This is a genomic window from Krasilnikovia sp. M28-CT-15 (genome assembly GCF_047159595.1).
Lineage (GTDB): Bacteria > Actinomycetota > Actinomycetes > Mycobacteriales > Micromonosporaceae > Actinoplanes.
On the sequence record NZ_BAAGAK010000001.1, the window covers coordinates 3,812,909 to 3,830,922 of the forward strand.

Sequence of the window (18,014 nt, forward strand, 5' to 3'; positions counted from 1 at the left end):
TGCAGAGCAGGAGCCCGACCGTGGAGATGACCACGTCCGCCGACGGCACGGCGATCGCGTACGAGGCCGTCGGTTCCGGCTCGCCGCTGATCGTGGTGGCCGGGGCGTTCAACGACCACACCGTCGGTGATCCGCTGGCCGCGGCCCTGGCCGCCGACCACACGGTCATCGGCTACGACCGCCGGGCCCGCGGCCGCAGCGGCGACACCCGTCCGTACGCGATCGAGCGCGAACTGGAGGACCTGGCCGCCCTGATCAACGTGGCGGGCGGCCGGGCCGCGCTGTTCGGGTACTCCTCGGGCGGCGTGCTGGCGCTGAGGGCCGCGGCCGTCGGGCCCGCCCGGGCGGGCATCACCCATCTCGCGTTGTACGAGCCGCCGTTCCTGCTCGGCCCGGCGCCGCGGCGGCCCGCCGATCTGCCGCAACGGATGGATGCGCTGGTGCAGCAGGGTCGCCGGGGCGACGCGGTCGCGTTGTTCCAGACCGAGGGGGTGGGGCTGGCGCCCGAGGCGGTGGCGCAGATGCGGCGGTCCCCGATCTGGCCGGACCTGGAGGCGGTGGCGCAGAGCGTGGTCTACGACGCCACGATCACCACTGAGGTGGCCGTGCCGACCTCCGCAATGACCGCGGTGACCGTGCCGACCCTGGTGCTCAACGGAGCCGCGACGTGGCCCTGGCTGGCCCAGGTCGCGCGGGACCTCGTCGCCACGATCCCCGCGGCCCGGCACGCGGAGGTCGCCGGCGGCGAGAATCATGCCATCCCCGCGCAGGCCACGGCCGAGGTACTACGCCCCTTCCTGGCGGCCTGACCAGCCCCGAAGACATCGCCGCACCCGAATCTGTTAACAACCCTTGTAAATACTGTTCACAAACGTCAATATGTTTGGCACCAGCCTGGACCGCTGACTTCAGGGAGTGCCGTGAGAACTCGACGTCGGGCGTTCGCCCTGATAACCGGTGCGGCGATGACCATCGCGGTGGCGGTGGCGGTCGCGCCCGACGGCATGGCCGCCGTCTCCACTGCGGACGCCGCGGCGATCGCATGCAGCGCCACCGTGTGGGCGGAGGGCAACACCTACACGGCGGGCACCCAGGTGACCTATCAAGGTCACCTCTACCAGGCCCTGGTGACGCACACCGCGTACGTGGGCGCGGGCTGGAACCCGGCCTCGACCCCGTCACTCTGGACGGATCTCGGCGCCTGCACCGGCGGCCCCACCACCCCGCCGACCACGACCCCGCCCACTACCACGCCGCCGACGACCACCCCGCCCACGACCACGCCACCCACGACGACCCCGCCCACCGGCGGGACCTGCGCTGTGAAGTCCCGCCCGGCGGGCAAGGTCCTCGTCGGGTACTGGGAGAACTGGGACGGCGCCAGCAACGGGGTGCACCCCGGACTCGGCTGGGTCCCCGTCACCGACAGCCGCCTCGGGCAGCACGGCTACAACGTCATCAACGCCGCGTTCCCGGTGATCCGCTCCGACGGCACGGTGCTGTGGGAGGACGGCATGGACGCGGGCGTCAAGATCGCCACCCCGGCGGAGATGTGTCAGGCCAAGGCGTCCGGCGCGACCATCCTCATGTCGATCGGCGGCGCGGCGGCCGGCATCGACCTGAGCTCCAGCGCGGTCGCCGACCGGTTCGTGGCCACCATCGTGCCGATCCTGAAGAAGTACAACTTCGACGGCATCGACATCGACATCGAGACCGGCCTCACCGGCAGCGGCAACATCGGCACGCTGTCGGCCTCGCAGGCCAACCTCATCCGGATCATCGACGGGGTCCTCGCCCAGATGCCGTCGAACTTCGGCCTGACCATGGCGCCGGAGACCGCGTACGTGACCGGTGGCAGCGTGACCTACGGCTCGATCTGGGGCGCCTACCTGCCCATCATCAAGAAGTACGCCGACAACGGCCGCCTCTGGTGGCTCAACATGCAGTACTACAACGGCAGCATGTACGGCTGTGCGGGCGACTCGTACCAGGCGGGGACGGTGCAGGGCTTCGTCACCCAGACCCAGTGCCTCAACTCCGGCCTGGTGGTACAGGGCACCACGATCCGCGTCCCGTACGACAAGCAGGTGCCGGGCCTGCCCGCCCAGCCGGGCGCGGGCGGGGGATACATGAGCCCGTCGCTGGTCGCCCAGGCGTACGGCAGCGTCAGCGGGATCAAAGGCCTGATGACGTGGTCGGCGAACTGGGACGGCTCGCGCGGCTGGACGTTCGGCGACAACGTCCGGGCGCTGCAGGGCCGCTGACCCTGCGCCCACCCGGGGTTCGGGCCACCCCGGGTGGGCGCAGTCCCGTCCGGCGTGAGCGCACTCACCGCACACCTCTCGTCAGCCTATGAAATAGTTGACGAGTCAAGAATGTTGTGCGGGGCAGTCCGGGACGCACCCGTACCCGGTCCGAGGCTCAGGAGAGGTCATGCAGTTCGGGATCTTCACGGTCGGCGACGTCACACCCGATCCCACCACCGGAAGGGCGCCGAGCGAGCACGAGCGGATCACCGCGATGGTGGCGATCGCCCGCAAGGCCGAGGAGGTCGGACTCGACGTCTTCGCCACCGGCGAGCACCACAATGAGCCGTTCGTGCCGTCCTCACCCACCACGCTGCTGGGCTACATCGCGGGGCAGACCTCCACCCTGCTGCTGTCGACGGCCACCACGCTGATCACCACCAACGACCCGGTCAAGATCGCCGAGGACTACGCGATGCTGCAGCACCTGGCCGGCGGCCGGGTCGACCTCATGCTGGGGCGCGGCAACACCGGGCCGGTCTACCCGTGGTTCGGCAAGGACATCCGGGCGGGCATCCCCCTCGCGATCGAGAACTACGCGTTGCTGCACCGGCTCTGGCGCGAGCACGTGGTCGACTGGTCGGGCAAGTTCCGCACGCCGCTGCAGTCGTTCACCTCGACACCGCGCCCGCTCGACGGGATCCCGCCGTTCGTCTGGCACGGCTCCATCCGCAGCCCGGAGATCGCCGAACAGGCCGCGTACTACGGCGACGGGTTCTTCGCCAACCACATCTTCTGGCCGGCGTCACACACCCAGAAGATGGTCGCGCTGTACCGCGAGCGCTTCGCCCACTACGGCCACGGCGACGCGGACCAGGCCATCGTCGGCCTCGGCGGCCAGGTGTTCATGCGCCGCAACTCGCAGGACGCGGTGCGCGAGTTCCGGCCGTACTTCGACAACGCCCCGGTGTACGGCCACGGCCCGTCGCTGGAGGAGTTCACCGAGCAGACGCCGCTGACCGTCGGCAGCCCGCAGCAGGTCATCGACCGCACCCTGGGCTTCCGCGAGTACGTCGGGGACTATCAGCGCCAGCTGTTCCTGCTCGACCACGCCGGACTGCCGCTCAGGACCGTGCTGGAGCAGCTCGACCTGCTCGGTGAGATCCTGCCGGTGCTCCGTCGCGAGTTCGCCGCGCGCAGGCCCGCGCACGTGCCCGAGGCGCCCACCCACGCCTCGCTGCTGGCCGCCCGCCCGGAACCTCAGGAGGTCACCCAGTCATGACCCAGCACACCGAGGGCATGACCAGCGGGCCCGGCCGGACGCCGCGCACCCTGGTCGTGGTCAGTGCGGGGCTGACCCGGCCGTCGTCCACCCGCCTGCTGGCCGACCGGCTGGCTGCGGCGACCGTGACGGCGGCCGACCGTGACGGCACCCGGCTGGAGGTCCGCGTGATCGAGCTGCGCGAACTGGCCCACGACATCACCAACCACCTGCTCACCGGCTTCGCCCCGGCGGCGCTGGGCGACGCCCTCGACGCGGTGGCGTCCGCCGACGCGCTGATCGCGGTCACGCCGATCTTCAGCGCCAGCTACAGCGGGCTGTTCAAGTCGTTCTTCGACGTGCTCGAGCCGGACACGCTGGCGGGCAAGCCGGTGCTGATCGCGGCGACCGCGGGCACCGCCCGCCACTCGCTGGCGCTGGAACACGCCCTGCGTCCGCTGTTCGCGTACCTGGGTGCGGTCGTCATGCCGACGGCCGTGCTGGCCGCCGGCGACGACTGGGCCGGGGCGCAGGCGCAGGGCTCGCTGCGGGCGCGCATCGACCGGGCGGCCGGTGAGCTGGCCCGTGAGGCGGGCCGGGAGACGGCCGTAGGGGCGGATCCGTTCGCTCTTACCACCTCGTTCGAGGAGCTGCTGGCAGGCTGACACCCGTGAACAACGCGATGGCGCGGATCGTGCTGATCCGGCACGGGCAGACGGCGTGGAGCGCGACCGGGCGGCACACGTCGTACACCGACGTCGAGCTGACCCCGGCCGGGCAGGAGCAGGCCCGGGCGCTCGGTGCCCGGCTGGCCGGACACCGCTTCGCCGCGGTGCTGTGCAGCCCGCGGGCCCGGGCGCTGCGCACCGCGGAACTCGCCGGGCTGACCCCCACCGAGGTCACCGAGGACCTGGCGGAATGGAACTACGGCGAGTACGAGGGGATCACCACCGCGCAGATCCACTCGACGCGGCCCGGCTGGTCCCTGTGGACCGACGGCTCCCCCGGCGGGGAGTCCCCGGAGCAGGCCGGTGCCCGGCTGGACCGGGTGCTGGCCCGCGCCCGTACGCTGCTGGCCGGCGGCGACGTCGCGCTCGTGGCGCACGGCCACGCGCTGCGGGTGGCCGGTGCCCGCTGGATCGGCCTGCCCCCGAGCGGGGGCGGCCGGCTGCGGCTGGACACGGCGACCCTGTCCGCGCTCGGCTTCGAGCACGGCACCGAGGTCCTGGACACCTGGAACGCCGCCGGCTGACCCGGGGTTGCAAGCCCGGGCACCTGCACCGCCGACCGATCCGGTGTCAGTACCGTGGACCCGGTCGCCCGGCGCGGGCGGCGGGCACCGGAGGGGGACGGCGGGCGCATGGCCGAAGGCAGGGTGCGGCGTGTCACCAGCGCGGACGTCGCCCGCGAGGCGGGGGTGTCGCGGGCCACGGTCAGCTACGTCCTCAACGACACTCCACACCAGAGCATCCCCGCGGAGACCCGGCGCCGGGTGCTGGAGGCTGCCGCCCGGCTCGACTACGCGCCCTCGGCGGCGGCCCGGACACTGCGCAGCGGGCGGTCCGACGTGGTGCTCTGCCTGCTGCCGGACTGGCCCGTCGGCCCGGAGGTCGGCGCGCTGCTCGGCAACCTGTCCGCCGCGCTGGCCCGCCGCGGCATGACCTTCGTCGCGCACCCGTCCACCCGCGAGGACCGGCCCATCGCGGAGGTCTGGAAGGCGATCACCCCCGCCGCCGTGCTGGCGTTCGAGGATCTGTCGGCCGCCGAGGTCGCGGCGATGCGCGCCGCCGGGGTGGCGTCGCTGGTCGCGCTGCTGGGCCGGTCCCGGCAGCGCCCCGGCGAACTCGAGGTGCCGCAGCAGCGGGTGGGTCGGTTGCAGGCCGAGCACCTGGGTGCGCTCGGGCACCTGCGCCTCGGGTACGCGTATCCGGACGACCGCCGGGTGGCCATCTTCGCGGACCCGCGCCGGGACGGGGCCCGGGCGGCCTGTGCCGGGCTCGGCCTGCCCGCGCCGGTGACCCGGACGGTGCCGCTCGACGCCGACGCGGCTGCGGCGGCGGTCCGCGACTGGCGCGACGCGGGGGTGACCGGGGTGTGCGCGTACAACGACGAGGTGGCGCTGGCCGTGCTGGCCGGGCTGCGCGCCTGCGGCCTGGTCGCGCCGGGCGACCTCGCGGTCATCGGGGTGGACGACATCGTCGCGGCCCGCCTGGCCGACCCGGCGCTCAGCACGGTCACCACGGATCAGGTGGCGCTCGCGGAGTACCTGTCCGAGACGATCGTCGAGGTGATCGGCGGGCGGCCCGCGCCGCCGGGCCCGGGGGAGGAGATCACCCGGGTGGTCCGGCGCGCGTCGACCTGAGCGCGCGGCGTGCCTGCCGGTCGCCCCCGCGCGGCGGCATCGCCCCGGGTGGCCGCGTCCCGTCATGCACCCCGTTGGTGTCGCTTGTCGACGTCGGGCCACCCCGACTGACCTGTGTGGTTAGCGTGGGTGGCGGATCGCGCGCGAATCGGGGGCATCGGATGGCGTCGTGGCGGACGGTGACGACATGGGGGAGTGTGGTCGTGCTGACCGCCGTGGCCGTGGTGGCCGTGATGGTGGTGGGCGGGCCCGCGCCGGCCCGGGCGGCCTCGCCGGGACGGGCGATGTGGCTGTGGAACCGCGCCGATCCCGCCACGGTGATCACCTGGGCGAAGGACCACGACGTGCGGGAGATCTTCACGTTCGTCGAGCCGAACATCGGCGCCAGCGGCGACCTGCCGCGGCTCAAGGACCTCAAGAAGCGCGCCGACCGCGACGGCATCGCCCTGTCGGCGCTGGGCGGCGAGCCGGGCTGGGTCTTCGACATCGCCAGCGCACGGGCCTGGCAGAGGTCCGCGCTGGGCACCAAACTGTTCGCGCGCAGCCACGTCGACGTGGAGCCGTACGCGCTGAATGCCTGGAGCACCGACCAGCCCGGCACCGTGGCCGCGTACCTGCAGCTGCTCGACGCGCTGCAGGCCGACGACGCCCGCCCGCTCGAGGCCGACGTGCCGTTCTGGTACCACACCATCCCCGCCGAGACCGCCACGCTGGCCGACTCGGTGCTGACGCGCGTCGACGCGGTCACCGTGATGAGCTACCGCGACACCGCCACCGGCCCGAACTCGATCATGGACGTGGGTTCCGACATGTTGTTGCGCGGCGGCGCCGCCGGGATCCCCGTGCGGCTGGCGGCCGAGACCGCCTCACTGCCGGACTGCCCGTACTGCACCTTCTTCGAGGAGGGGCAGCAGCGGCTGGCCAACACGTTGGACGACGTGGACGTGGCCGCCGCCGACTATCCGGCGTTCACCGGCATCGCCGTCCACCACTACGGATCATGGAGCACGCTGCGGGACTCGCCCTAGTCGCGACATCCTGCGGCGCGGGGCGCCGCGGGCAGGAAGAAGAACGAGAACAAGAACACGCTGTGACAAGATCGATGGATCGTCCTATGCAAAATCATTGATGTCGCACGCCGCCTCTTCCTAGGCTGAGGTCGATCAGCCATTGGCCAACCTGGGGAGACGGCCCTGGACACCCGCATGCAGCCGGACGAGACCGCCCTGTTCGGGCGGGCGTCTCTGCTGGCGGCGATCGGGGGCCGCCTCGCTGCCGGTGGCGGCGTCGCGTTGCACGGCCCGGCCGGCATCGGCAAGACCGCGCTGCTGGACGCGGTGAGCGCCGCGGCCGCGGCCCGCGGGGATCTGGTGCTGCGGTTGCGCCCGGCACGCACCGAGCAGGCGGTGCCGTACGCGGGCGTCGCCGACCTCGTCGACCAGGTTCCGGCGGCCGCCGCCGCGGCACTGCCGCCCGCCCAGCGGACCGCGCTGGCCGCCCTGCGCCAGGGGGTGTCGTCGCGTACGGCGGGCACCGCGCTCGCCCGCCGCCTCGTGCTGCCGCTGCTGCTGGCCCAGTGTGCCCGGCTGGCCCCGGTGCTGCTCGTACTCGATGACGTGCAGTGGCTGGACGCCGAGTCGGCCGAGCTGATCGGCTTCGCGATGCGCCGTCGCCCGGGCGCGCGGGTGCGGGTGCTGGCCGCGCAGCGTCTGCCGGACGCGGTCGGCCGGCGCCGGGCCGTACGGCTGTGCCCGGCGCCGGTCAGCGAGCTGGCGGTGCCACCACTGTCCGCCGACGACCTGACCGCCCTGCTGGAGGCGCACGGTCTGCCGTGCCGTACCGCCAGCCGGTTGCACGAGGCCAGCGGCGGCAACCCGTTCCTGGCCCTGGCTCTGGGGGCCGCGATGCCGCCCGGGCCGGCGTGGCGACCGGCGCCGCTGCCCGAACCGGCGCGCGCCCTGCTGCGTGAGCGGGTGGCCGCGCTGCCCGCCGAGGTCGCCGACACGCTGCTGCTGGCGGCGCTGGCCCCGGAGCCGACGGCCACCGTACTGATCCGGGCGGGCCGCGAGGACGCCGAGCGGGAGCTGCGGCTGGCCGCGGCCGCGGGCGCGGTGGAGCTGGACGGCGACGCCATCCGCTTCGTCCCGCCCGCGCTGGCGCAGGTGCTGGCCGAGGACGCGGGCGCGGCCCGGCGCGCCGCGGCGCACGGCGCACTCGCGGCCGCGGCGGTCGGTCCCACGGACGCTGTGCGGCACCGCGCGCTGCAAAGTGGGCGCCCTGATCCGGAGGTGGCCCGCGCCCTGGCCGCCGAGGCGCAGCGGGCCGCGGGCCGCGGCGCCGGCCGCAGTGCCGCGGAGCTGTACCTGCTGGCCGCGGACCGGTGCCCGCACTCGCTGGCGGCGCACCGCCTGGACTGGCTGGTGGCCGCGGCCCGGACCGCCGCCACCGCGGGCGCCCCGGCGCTGGCCGGGCGGGCCGCGGAGGCCGTGCTGGCCGCCGAGGCGCCGCCCGGGCACCGGGTCCGGGCGCGGCTGGTGCTGCTCGACCTGGCCGGTCAGGCTCTGGCCGACATGGGGGAGATGTTCGCCGCGGCCCTGATCGAGGCGGGCGACGACCCCGCGCTGGTGGGGCCGGTGCGGTTGCGGCTGACGTGGGCGGCGATGGTGGCCGGCGATCTGGACGCGACGATCGCCGAGGCCGGGCGAACGGTCACCGCGGCCCGGCTGGCCGGAGACCCGACCACGGAGGCGATGGTGCTCAGCACGCTGGCTCAGGCACAGCGGCTGCGCGGTGAGCCGGAGTGGACCCGTACCCTCCAGCGGGCGCTGGCCCTGCCCGCCGACCAGGTTCCGGGCTGGCTGCACCTCGGGCCGCGGTACCTGGCTGCCCGCTTCGCCATGGTGGACGACCGGCTCGACGAGGCGCGCGCCGACCTGTTGCGCCTGCTGGCGGTCGCCGAGCAGGACCGTACGGGCGAGGCGCTGGTGGAGGTGCTGCGCAGCCTGTCCGAGGTGGCCACCCGGGCGGCACGCTGCCGCGACGCGCTGCGTTATGCGCACCGGGCGGTGGCGTGCGCCCAGCGCGCCGGGCTGAGCCCCGGTCCGACCTGGTACACGGCCGCGGTGGCGGAGCTGGCCGGGGGCAGCCTCGCCGCGGCGGCCGGTTTCGCCCGGCGCGGGGTGCGCGCCAGCGAGCAGGAGGGCGACAGCATCTATCTGCTCCGCAACCTGCACGCGCTGGGTCAGGCCGAGTTGCGGGCCGGCAACACCCGGGCCGGGGTGGACGCGCTGCGCCGGCTGCGCGACCTGGAGTCGGTGGGCGCGACCGATCCGATGATCGTGCGCTGGCACGGCGATCTCGCGGGTGGCCTGGCCGCGTTGGGTGACCACGCGGAGGCCGCCGCCACGCTCGCCGAGGCGCGGGCGGCGGCGTACCGGCTGGCGGGGGCGCCGGGCATGGCCGGGTATCTGGACCGGGCCACCGCCGTGGTGCTCTCCGAGAGCGGGCAGGCCGACTCCGCGGTGGTGCTCTCCGCCGCGGCGGCGCGGCATTTCGAGCAGCTGCGGCAGCCGATCGAGCAGGCGCACGCGCTGCTGGTGCAGGGCGGCGCGGAACGGCGCCGGCGCCGGTACGCCGCGGCCCGGGTCGCGATCGGGGCCGCGCTGACGATCTTCCTCCAGGTCGAGGCGAAGCCGTGGGCGGAGCAGACGGAGCGGGCCATGGCGGGCACCTCCGCGCCGGTGACCGGCACGGCCCCGGCCGACCTGGGACTGACCTCCATGGAGGCGCGCGTAGCGGCGATGGTGCGCGACGGGGCCAGCAACCGCGAGATCGCCACCCGGTTGTTCCTCAGCGTCAAGACCGTCGAGGCCACCCTCACCCGGGTCTACCGCAAGGTGGGCGTGCGGTCGCGGACCCAGCTGACGTCGCGGCTGACCGGGCTGGGCCTGGTGCCGGGCGGCGAGGTGGCCGGGCCGGTGCGGCCCGCGGTGGAGGCCTGAGCTGACATGCCTGGCAGGTTTGCTGACTCACGGTGACGTGGGGCACAGCGGTCGCGTGGCGCCCGTCACCGCCGTAGCGAGAGTTTTACCTGGCTGATTCAGGGAAGAACCATTCCGGGCCGATGGTTGACAAGAGGGGCAACGATGCCTCGTTGATAACCCAACGTGAGGAGGGCTCTTTCATGGAGTTCGTGACCCGGACCCGTGCCGCCCAGCTCCGGTGGGCGCACCGCCGTACCGAGCGGATCGCCCGGCGCGAATTGGAGGCGGAACTCGCCGCGGTCGTGACCCCCGCGGAGCGGACCGAGCTGGCGCTGACGCTGAACCGGCACGCCCCGCAGCAGGGGCGGGAGATCCGCGAGATCCTCGACCGGCAGGACCAGGCGCGCCAGCACCGGCCCAGCGCACCGGGTGGCCTGCGCGCCGCCTGAGCGCCGGACCGTGTGAGGTGGCGTACCGCCCCGGCCCACTGTGGCCGGGGCGGTACGCGTTCAGCGCTCGACGGGTCGCTGGTCGCGGGTGTGGCTGCGGACACTGCCCGCATGTGCCGTGGCGTCCGGGTCGCGCCGTACCTTGATCAGACTCGCCACTGTGGTGATCACCAGGACCGCCACGATGACAACCAGCGACGCCGGGGTGCTGATTTCCGGGATCTGCGGGCTGATCGCGGTGTGCGCCCAGTGCAGCACCAGCTTGACCCCGATGAACGCGAGGATCACCGACAGGCCGGTGGACAGGTACACCAGCCGGTCCAGCAGGCCCTTCACGAGGAAGAACAACGCGCGCAAGCCGAGCAGGGCGAACGCGTTGGCCACGAAGACGATGTACGCGTGCTCCGTGACGCCGAAGACGGCCGGGATGGAGTCCAGCGCGAACAGCAGGTCCGTACTGCCGATCGCGATGAGCACGACGAACAGCGGAGTGGCCACGCGCCGTCCGTCGATGCGGGCGAACAGCTTGCCGCCGACGTACTCGTCGGTGACCGGCAGGATCCGCCGGGTGGCCCGCACGAGCACGTTGTCCTCGACGCTGGGATCCTCGTCGCGGTGCCGGAACAGCTGCACCGCTGTCCAGATGAGCACCAGCCCGAACACCAGGAACATGAACGAGAACAGCGACAGCAGCGTCGCCCCGAGCGCGATGAAGATCACCCGCAGTACCAGGGCGATGATGATGCCGAACGTGAGCACCTCCTGCTGGTACTTCTCCGGTACCGCGAAGGTGCTCATGATGATGACGAAGACGAACAGGTTGTCGACCGACAGGCTCTTCTCGACGATGTAGCCCGCGAAGTACTGCGCCCCCAGGTCCCAGCCGGCGACACTCGCGAACACCAGGCCGAACGCGACCGCGACCGCGATGTAGAACACCGACCACGCGGCGGCCTCCCGGAAGCCGACGACATGTGGGCGCAGTATGCCCACGCTCAGATCCAGCGCCAGCAGCGCGACGATGACCGCGATGGTCAGCGTCCAGCCGAGCGCGGTGACCTCCAGCATGATCGGCGACCTCCGGACATCGAGACGGCAGGTACTGCCGATTTTCCCGGTTCCCGCTGGGAGGTCCCTGAAAGTCCGTGGTCAGGCCATGATCAGTGAGCGCTTGGCCAGGCCCATCCAGAAGCCGTCGATCGGCTGGCCGGGGGCCCGCTCGGGGTCACCGGAGGCGCCCAGGGCCAGGAACATCGGGCTGAAGTGTTCGATCGTGGGGTGGGCGTAGGGCATCCCGGGGGCCCGGTCGCGGAACTCGGCCAGCTCGTCGACCGCCCCGTGGGCCAGGGTCTCGGCCGCCCAGTCGTCGAACTCGCGCGACCAGCCGGGGGCCGGGGCGTCGGTCCGGAAGTCGCGCAGGAACGGCAGCCCGTGCGTGGTGAAGCCGGAGGCGACGATGAGGACCCCCTCGTCGCGCAGCGGGGCGAGCCGTCCGCCGAGCTCCAGCAGCCGGTCCGGCTCGAGGGTGGGCAGCGACATCTGCAGCACGGGGATGTCCGCGTCCGGATACATGACCTTGAGCGGGACGTACGCGCCGTGGTCCAGGCCGCGGTCGGTGCGTGCGACCGTCTCGGTGTCCGGCATCAGCGCGGCCACCTGGTCGGCCAGCTGCGGCGCGCCAGGGGCCCGGTACTGGACCTGGTAGTAGTGCGGGGCGAAGCCGCCGAAGTCGTAGACGAGCGGGACCGGGGTGGTGGCGCCGAGCATGAGCGGCGCCGACTCCCAGTGCGCGGAGGCGACGAGGATCGCGCGCGGGCGCGGTAGCCCGGCAGCCAGGGCCTGGAGCTGGGCGACCCACAGCGGGTCGTCGGCCAGCGGGGGCGCGCCGTGGCTGAGGAACAGCGCGGGCATGCGCTCGGCGGCGGGGGTGCTCATCACGGGCCTCCAGGTTGACGCTTCAACTCAACCGAGAGTACGCGGATTTATTTGATTCGTCAAATAATCGTGGGCGGGCCGGTGCGATGCCGCGCTCCTGACCGGCCGCCTGCGCGAGTGCGGGTCGGTGCGCCCCTCCGCGCGCCGTCGGCGTGAAGTTCCTGTTACGCCTTCCGCAACAGTTGCCGACGTCGTGCCATCCGCGCAGCTCCGACGCGGGTGTCAGTGTTCATCACCACAGCGTCCACATCAGACTCGCGATCTGTCCGCCGTGGACATTGCGCACCGTCAATGCCGCTGGCAAGCTACGCCATGTCGCGCGGGGGCCGCGCACCGTGACGAGACGGCGGACGCACCGGCCCGGGGCAGCCACGGGCCGGTGCGTCCGCCGTCCCCCAGGCCACCGGCGCGGCGACGGACCGTACCTGCCGACGCGCCGCCCCACGGGCGGCGTCAGCCGGCCGAGAGGAGACGGGCAGTGGCGTCACCGCCGCAGCTACCACTCGCGGACGACCTGTTCCTCGCCGCCCACGACACCCCGCGCGGCCGGTCCCTGCTCAGCCCCGCCACCCTCGGTCTCGGCCTGGCCGCCGGCCTGCTGGCCGAGCTGATCCTGTGGCGGCGCCTCGACCTGCGCGATGGGCGGCTCACCATTCTGGACGACCGGCCCACCACGGACGCCGCCACCACGGCCGTCCTGGATCAGCTCATCCGGGAGACGCGACACCGCCAGGTCCGGGAATGGATCTCGTTCCTGGCCACCGGCGTCGCCACCGACCTGGTCGCGCGCCGGCTCGGCCGCGCCGGGCTCGTCCACCGGCACGAGCGGCGTGGCCTGCGCAGGCACCGGGTCACGTACGTGCCGGTGGACAACGCCGCGGCGGGCTGGCCCGGCAGCCGGGTGCGCACCGCGGTCGGGCGCGGCGAGCTGCTCGACATCCCCGACCTCGTGCTGGCCGGGCTCATCCTCGCCACGGGGCTCGACCAGCACATCCTCGTCACCTACAACGCATCCGAGCGCGAGCACCTGTTCGACCAGCTCCGCCGCCGGCTGCCAGCCATGCTGCAGGAGCTGGTCGGGCATGCCGAGGCCGCGGTGGGCGACGCCGTGATGGCCCGCCGCGCCTGACCACCACCCATCCCTCACCCCTGCTGGAGACGCGCGTGTCCACCACCGCAACCACCACCGCCCCGGCGGTCAGCAACCTGTCCACCGCCCTGGCCCGCGACCGCCTCGGCGTCGCCGCCGTCGTGTTCTTCGTGATGTCGGCGGCGGCCCCCCTCACTGTCGTCGCCGGCGTGGTCCCCACCGGCCTGGCCGTCACCGGCCTCACCGGGATCCCGGTCGCGTTCGCGGCGGTCGCCCTGGTGCTGGCGGTGTTCTCGGTCGGCTACGTGGCCATGGCCCGGCACATCGCCAACGCGGGCGCGTTCTATGCGTACGTCTCGCGCGGGCTGGGGCGCCCGCCCGGCGTCGGCGCGGCGTGGGTGGCGCTGGTGGCGTACAACATGTTCCAGGTCGCGTCGTACGGCGGCTTCGGCGCGATCGCGGCGCCGCTGTTCGCGGACTGGTTCGGCGTCGACGTGCAGTGGTGGGTGCTGGCGCTGTGCGCGTGGGCCCTGGTAGCCGTCCTGGGCGTGCGCGACGTCGCGGTCAACGGCAAGGTGCTGGCCACCCTGCTGGTCGCCGAGATCGTGCTCGTGGTGGCGTTCGCCCTGGCGGACGTGACCTCCGCGCAGTTCCATCCGTCCGCGGCCCCGCTCGATCCCGGCAGCCTGGTCGGCGCCGGAGCCGGTGCACTGCTGGTCATGGCGGTCACCGGGTTCGTCGGCTTCGAGCAGTCCGTGGTCTTCAGCGAGGAGTCCCGCGAACCCCGGCGCACCGTGCCCCGGGCCACCTATCTCGCCATCACCCTCATCGCCGTCCTGTACGGATTCGCCGCCTGGGCGATGATCTCGGCGGCCGGGCCCGAGGCGGTGAGCCGGGCCGGCACCGAGGGCCCCGAACTGTTCTTCAATCTGGCGGCCGACCGGATCGGTGCCCTGGCGCTGCACCTGGGCCACGCCCTGTTCCTGACCTCCCTGATCGCCGCCATGATCTCGTTCCACAACATCATCGCCCGGTACACCTTCTCCCTCGGCCGCGAAGGCGTGCTCCCGCGCGCCTTCGGCCGGACCGTGCCGGGCACCGGTGCGCCGAAGAACGGCTCCCTGGCGCAGTCCGCGCTCGGGCTGGCGGTCATCGTGCTGTACGCGGTCGAGGGCTGGGACCCCCTGGTCAAGCTGTTCTTCTGGGGCGGCACGGGCGGCGGCATCGGGGTCCTGCTGCTGATCACGCTCACGTCGGTCGCGGTGCTCGGCTACTTCGCCCGCCACCCCGAGGGCGAGGGCGCCTGGCACCGTGTCGGTGCGCCGCTGATCAGTACGGCGTTGCTGCTCGTCATGACGTATCTGGCGCTGACCAACATCGCGACCCTGTTCGGCGTCGAGCCCGGGTCCGCGCCGACCTGGGTGGTGCCGCTGGCGTTCGGGATCGTCGCCCTGGCCGGGGTCGCCTGGGCGCTGATCCTGCGCTCCATCCGCCCCCCGGTGTACGCCGGGATCGGCTTCGGCGCCCGCAGCGTCACCGCGGCTCCGCGCGGTTTCGCGGCGGCCCTCGGCCAGACCGGCGAGCAGGAGGCCCACCGATGAGCGCCACCATCCGTCCGGCCGCCCCCGCCGAACTGGCGGCCGTGGGCGAGCTGATCGCGCTGTCGTTCGACCGGCTCGAGGCCAACCACTACCTGGTCCCGGACGCCGCCGACCGGCTGCGCGTCATGGGTGACTTCTTCACCTTGTACACCGAGCACGCCGCCGGCCACGGCCGGGTCGACGTGGTCCCCGGGCCCGACGGCCCGGCCGCCACCGCGGTCTGGTTCGACCGCACCGGCAAGATGCCCGAACCGCCGTCGTACGACGTCCGGCTCGCGGTGCTGGCCGGGCCGTATCTGGACCGGTTCCGGGCGCTCGACGAGCTGTTCGACGCGCACCACCCCGACGAGGCGCACTGGCACCTGGCGTTCCTGGCGGTGCACCCGTGGGCCCAGCGCCGGGGGCTGGGCGGGGCGCTGATGGCGCACACCCATGCCGAGCTGGACGCCGCCGGGACGCCGGCGTACCTGGAGGCCACCAACCGCGACAACGTCCGGCTGTACCGGCGGCACGGGTACACCGACATGGCGACCTTCGAGATCCCGCTGCCCGACGGGACGCCGTTCTTCCGCATGTGGCGCCCTGCCGCCTGACCCGCTGACGCCGCCCCGGGATGACCGGGTCTCCCGGGGCGGCCGGGTCGTCAGGGTGCGCAGGGACCCGCGCGTGGCCCCGGTTCCGGTGATCGACCATCATCAGGGGATCAGCTTCGGCGGAAGGACACCTCCCTGATGGCCACCACCCACGCCGACCCGGCCGTCGCCCGCGAGGCCCTGCACCGCCGCACCCTCGCGGTGGTCATGGCCTCGCAGGTGTTCAGCGGCGCCGGTCTGGCCGCCGGGGTCACCGTCGGTGCGTTGCTGGCCCAGTCGATGCTCGGCACCACCAGCCTGTCCGGTCTGCCCTCCGCGCTGTTCACCGCGGGGTCCGCGGCCACCGCGCTGCTGATCGGACGCCTGTCGCACCGCCTCGGCCGGCGCGCCGGGCTGACCGCGGGGTACCTCGCCGGGGCGCTCGGCGGCGCGGGCGTCGTGCTCGCTGCCACCCTCGGCAACATCCCGCTGCTGCTGGTGTCGCTGCTGGTCTACGGCGCCGGCACCGCCACGAATCTGCAGGCCCGGTACGCCGGTGCCGACCTCGTCGGCGCGGACCGGCGCGGCCGTGCGGTCAGCGCCGTCCTGGTGGCCACCACGCTCGGTGCGGTCGCCGGACCCAACCTGGTGACCGTCACGGGGCGCGCCGCCGAACAGTGGCACATCCCCGCGCTGGCCGGGCCGTTCGCGCTCGCCGTCGTCGGCTACGCCATCGCCGCGGGGATCCTGTTCGTCCTGTTGCGGCCCGACCCGCTGCTGGTCGCCCGCGCCATGCCCGCGGCGCAGGAGGCGCCCGGGCCGGGCGACCCGCCGGGGCGCGCCGCGCCGTTCGGGGCCAGTGTCACCGCGGGCGCCGCCACCATGGTCCTCACCCAGCTCGTCATGGTCGCCGTCATGACCATGACCCCGGTGCACATGAAGGCCCACGGCCACGGGCTGGGCGCGACCGGCCTGGTCATCGCCGTACACATCGCCGGGATGTACCTGCCCTCGCCGATCACCGGTGTCCTCGTCGACCGGGTCGGGCGCATCCCGGTCGCCGTGGCGGCCGGTGTCACGCTGCTGGTCGCGGGCGTCGTCTCGGCCACCGCCCCCGAGTCCTCCGTGGCCCTGCTCGCCCTCGCCCTGGGCCTGCTCGGCCTCGGCTGGAACCTCGGGCTCGTCTCCGGCACCGCCATCGTCACCGACGCCACGCCCCCGCAGACCCGGGCGAAGACCCAGGGCGCCGTCGATCTGTGCGTCGCGCTGTCCGGAGCCGGCGGCGGCATCGCCAGCGGCATGATCATGAACGCGACCAGCTACGCCGCCCTCTCCGTCACCGGCGGTGTGCTGGCCCTGGCCGTCATCCCGTTCGTCGCGTCGAGCGGCCGGCGCGGGAGGTATTGACGCGGCGGTCCTGGACGCTCTTACATCGATGTCAGTGACCTCCGGCGTAGCCGGGCGGCCCACCGGGGCACGGGTGATCCCAGATCGCCGGTCGCGGTCAGCGCACCCCGACCATCGTGGAAGGGAACCCGGATGCCCCCGGACGAGGCACCGTTCGAACTCGGCCCGCTGGTGCCCCGGGGCAGTGCCGGACAGCCGCCGTTCGAGCTGGCCGTGACGCCGGAACTGGCCGGCTGGCGGTACTGCGGTCTGCGCGTGCTCGACCTGCCGGTCGGTACCCGGGCCACGTTCGCCACCGGCCCGGACGAGATGCTCGTCGTGCCGCTGGCCGGCGGGTGCGACGTCACCTGCGACGACGAGCGGGTCACGCTGACCGGCCGGGACTCGGTCTTCTCCCGGATCAGCGACTTCGCGTACCTGCCGCAGGAGGCGACCGTCACGGTACGCGCCCCCAACGGCGGCCGGTTCGCGCTGCCCAGCGCGCGGGCCAGCCGGCGGCTGCCGTTCCGCTACGGAGCCGCCGAGGACGTCGCGGTGGAGTTGCGCGGGGCCGGGCAGGCCAGCCGGCAGGTCATCAATGTGTGCACCCCGGAGACGTTCGACGCCGACCGGCTCATCGTGTGCGAGGTGATCACCCCCGGCGGCAACTGGTCGTCGTATCCGCCGCACAAGCACGACCAGTTGCGCCCGGGGGAGGCCCCGCTGGAGGAGATCTACTACTTCGAGGTGGGCACGTCGCCGTCCGGGGCCGCGGGCGTGGGCTACCAGCGGGTGTACGGCCACCTGGACCGCCCGATCGACGTGTGCGCCGAGGTACGCGGCGGCGACGCCGTGCTGATCCCGTACGGATGGCACGGCCCGACGATGGCCGCACCCGGCTACGACCTGTACCACCTCAACGTCATGGCCGGGCCGGGTCAGCGGCGGTGGCTGGCCTGCGACGACCCGTCCCACGCGTGGGTCCGCGCCGCCTGGACCGGCCAGCCGGTCGACCCCCGGCTGCCGATGACCTCCGCCAGGCCGCGCCGCCCGAACCGCCCCGGGCCCCCCTGAGTCCACCGGGGCGAGGAGTCCACCGGGGCGAGGAGTCCACTGGGGCGAGCGACCC

The 18,014-nt window shown here is 73.5% G+C and carries 16 protein-coding genes; 14 read left to right on the forward strand and 2 right to left on the reverse strand.

Features of this window, described 5'->3' with window-relative positions; genetic code table 11:
- The first annotated feature begins 26 nt into the window (after nucleotides 1-26).
- The 9 genes from ACMCNO_RS17555 to ACMCNO_RS17595 all read left to right on the forward strand — a co-directional run bounded on the left by ACMCNO_RS17555 (nucleotide 27) and on the right by ACMCNO_RS17595 (nucleotide 10,301).
- On the forward strand, nucleotides 27-809 hold the full coding sequence (locus tag ACMCNO_RS17555; RefSeq protein WP_412753737.1) for an alpha/beta fold hydrolase: 783 nt from the start codon (nucleotides 27-29) through the stop codon (nucleotides 807-809).
- 111 nt (nucleotides 810-920) lie between these two features.
- Nucleotides 921-2,264 (forward strand): carbohydrate-binding protein, encoded by a 1,344-nt coding sequence (locus tag ACMCNO_RS17560; RefSeq protein WP_412750515.1) that lies wholly within the window; start codon nucleotides 921-923, stop codon nucleotides 2,262-2,264.
- Nucleotides 2,265-2,433: 169 nt separating this feature from the next.
- Entirely contained in the window at nucleotides 2,434-3,528 is a 1,095-nt protein-coding gene (locus ACMCNO_RS17565) for an LLM class flavin-dependent oxidoreductase (protein ID WP_412750516.1), read from the forward strand.
- Nucleotides 3,525-4,172: an FMN reductase gene (locus ACMCNO_RS17570; RefSeq protein ID WP_412750517.1), complete on the forward strand. Its 648-nt coding sequence runs from the start codon at nucleotides 3,525-3,527 to the stop codon at nucleotides 4,170-4,172. The genes ACMCNO_RS17565 and ACMCNO_RS17570 overlap by 4 nt, the downstream gene beginning before the upstream one ends.
- A gap of 17 nt (nucleotides 4,173-4,189) precedes the next feature.
- Nucleotides 4,190-4,759: a histidine phosphatase family protein gene (locus tag ACMCNO_RS17575; protein WP_412753738.1), complete on the forward strand. Its 570-nt coding sequence runs from the start codon at nucleotides 4,190-4,192 to the stop codon at nucleotides 4,757-4,759.
- A gap of 108 nt (nucleotides 4,760-4,867) precedes the next feature.
- Entirely contained in the window at nucleotides 4,868-5,869 is a 1,002-nt protein-coding gene (locus ACMCNO_RS17580; RefSeq protein WP_412750518.1) for a LacI family DNA-binding transcriptional regulator, read from the forward strand.
- Between the two features lie 203 nt (nucleotides 5,870-6,072).
- Nucleotides 6,073-6,897, forward strand: a complete 825-nt coding sequence (locus ACMCNO_RS17585; protein ID WP_412750519.1) for a hypothetical protein — start codon at nucleotides 6,073-6,075, stop codon at nucleotides 6,895-6,897.
- A 177-nt stretch (nucleotides 6,898-7,074) separates the two neighbouring features.
- On the forward strand, nucleotides 7,075-9,870 hold the full coding sequence (locus tag ACMCNO_RS17590) for an AAA family ATPase (protein WP_412750520.1): 2,796 nt from the start codon (nucleotides 7,075-7,077) through the stop codon (nucleotides 9,868-9,870).
- 182 nt (nucleotides 9,871-10,052) lie between these two features.
- Nucleotides 10,053-10,301, forward strand: a complete 249-nt coding sequence (locus ACMCNO_RS17595; RefSeq protein ID WP_412750521.1) for a hypothetical protein — start codon at nucleotides 10,053-10,055, stop codon at nucleotides 10,299-10,301.
- Between the two features lie 60 nt (nucleotides 10,302-10,361).
- Here ACMCNO_RS17595 and ACMCNO_RS17600 read toward each other — a convergent pair whose 3' ends face one another.
- Nucleotides 10,362-11,369 carry a TerC family protein gene (locus tag ACMCNO_RS17600; protein WP_412750522.1) on the reverse strand — a complete coding sequence of 336 codons (1,008 nt, stop codon included), beginning with the start codon at nucleotides 11,367-11,369 and terminating at the stop codon, nucleotides 10,362-10,364.
- An 81-nt stretch (nucleotides 11,370-11,450) separates the two neighbouring features.
- Entirely contained in the window at nucleotides 11,451-12,236 is a 786-nt protein-coding gene (locus ACMCNO_RS17605) for a dioxygenase (protein WP_412750523.1), read from the reverse strand.
- Nucleotides 12,237-12,714: 478 nt separating this feature from the next.
- Between ACMCNO_RS17605 and ACMCNO_RS17610 the strand changes: the two genes are divergently transcribed.
- The 5 genes from ACMCNO_RS17610 to iolB all read left to right on the forward strand — a co-directional run bounded on the left by ACMCNO_RS17610 (nucleotide 12,715) and on the right by iolB (nucleotide 17,959).
- Complete coding sequence (locus ACMCNO_RS17610; RefSeq protein WP_412750524.1) at nucleotides 12,715-13,365, forward strand: GOLPH3/VPS74 family protein; 651 nt, start codon at nucleotides 12,715-12,717, stop codon at nucleotides 13,363-13,365.
- Between the two features lie 35 nt (nucleotides 13,366-13,400).
- Entirely contained in the window at nucleotides 13,401-14,927 is a 1,527-nt protein-coding gene (locus tag ACMCNO_RS17615; protein ID WP_412750525.1) for an APC family permease, read from the forward strand.
- Nucleotides 14,924-15,520, forward strand: coding sequence for a GNAT family N-acetyltransferase (locus tag ACMCNO_RS17620; RefSeq protein ID WP_412750526.1), 597 nt, complete (start codon nucleotides 14,924-14,926; stop codon nucleotides 15,518-15,520). The genes ACMCNO_RS17615 and ACMCNO_RS17620 overlap by 4 nt, the downstream gene beginning before the upstream one ends.
- 138 nt (nucleotides 15,521-15,658) lie before the next feature.
- Nucleotides 15,659-16,906, forward strand: a complete 1,248-nt coding sequence (locus ACMCNO_RS17625) for an MFS transporter (RefSeq protein WP_412750527.1) — start codon at nucleotides 15,659-15,661, stop codon at nucleotides 16,904-16,906.
- Nucleotides 16,907-17,038: 132 nt separating this feature from the next.
- On the forward strand, nucleotides 17,039-17,959 hold the full coding sequence (gene iolB / locus ACMCNO_RS17630) for a 5-deoxy-glucuronate isomerase (protein WP_412750528.1): 921 nt from the start codon (nucleotides 17,039-17,041) through the stop codon (nucleotides 17,957-17,959).
- Nucleotides 17,960-18,014: the final 55 nt, after the last annotated feature.

Bases quoted from the DNA above. Each gene is read 5' to 3' on its own strand.
- ACMCNO_RS17555 (WP_412753737.1), top strand. From the start codon at position 27: ATGACCACGTCCGCCGACGGCACGGCGATCGCGTACGAGGCCGTCGGT.
- ACMCNO_RS17565 (WP_412750516.1), top strand. From the start codon at position 2,434: ATGCAGTTCGGGATCTTCACGGTCGGCGACGTCACACCCGATCCCACC.
- ACMCNO_RS17570 (WP_412750517.1), top strand. From the start codon at position 3,525: ATGACCCAGCACACCGAGGGCATGACCAGCGGGCCCGGCCGGACGCCG.
- ACMCNO_RS17575 (WP_412753738.1), top strand. From the start codon at position 4,190: ATGGCGCGGATCGTGCTGATCCGGCACGGGCAGACGGCGTGGAGCGCG.
- ACMCNO_RS17580 (WP_412750518.1), top strand. From the start codon at position 4,868: ATGGCCGAAGGCAGGGTGCGGCGTGTCACCAGCGCGGACGTCGCCCGC.
- ACMCNO_RS17590 (WP_412750520.1), top strand. From the start codon at position 7,075: ATGCAGCCGGACGAGACCGCCCTGTTCGGGCGGGCGTCTCTGCTGGCG.
- ACMCNO_RS17595 (WP_412750521.1), top strand. From the start codon at position 10,053: ATGGAGTTCGTGACCCGGACCCGTGCCGCCCAGCTCCGGTGGGCGCAC.
- ACMCNO_RS17600 (WP_412750522.1), bottom strand. From the start codon at position 11,369: ATGCTGGAGGTCACCGCGCTCGGCTGGACGCTGACCATCGCGGTCATC.
- ACMCNO_RS17605 (WP_412750523.1), bottom strand. From the start codon at position 12,236: ATGAGCACCCCCGCCGCCGAGCGCATGCCCGCGCTGTTCCTCAGCCAC.
- ACMCNO_RS17620 (WP_412750526.1), top strand. From the start codon at position 14,924: ATGAGCGCCACCATCCGTCCGGCCGCCCCCGCCGAACTGGCGGCCGTG.
- ACMCNO_RS17625 (WP_412750527.1), top strand. From the start codon at position 15,659: ATGGCCACCACCCACGCCGACCCGGCCGTCGCCCGCGAGGCCCTGCAC.
- iolB (WP_412750528.1), top strand. From the start codon at position 17,039: ATGCCCCCGGACGAGGCACCGTTCGAACTCGGCCCGCTGGTGCCCCGG.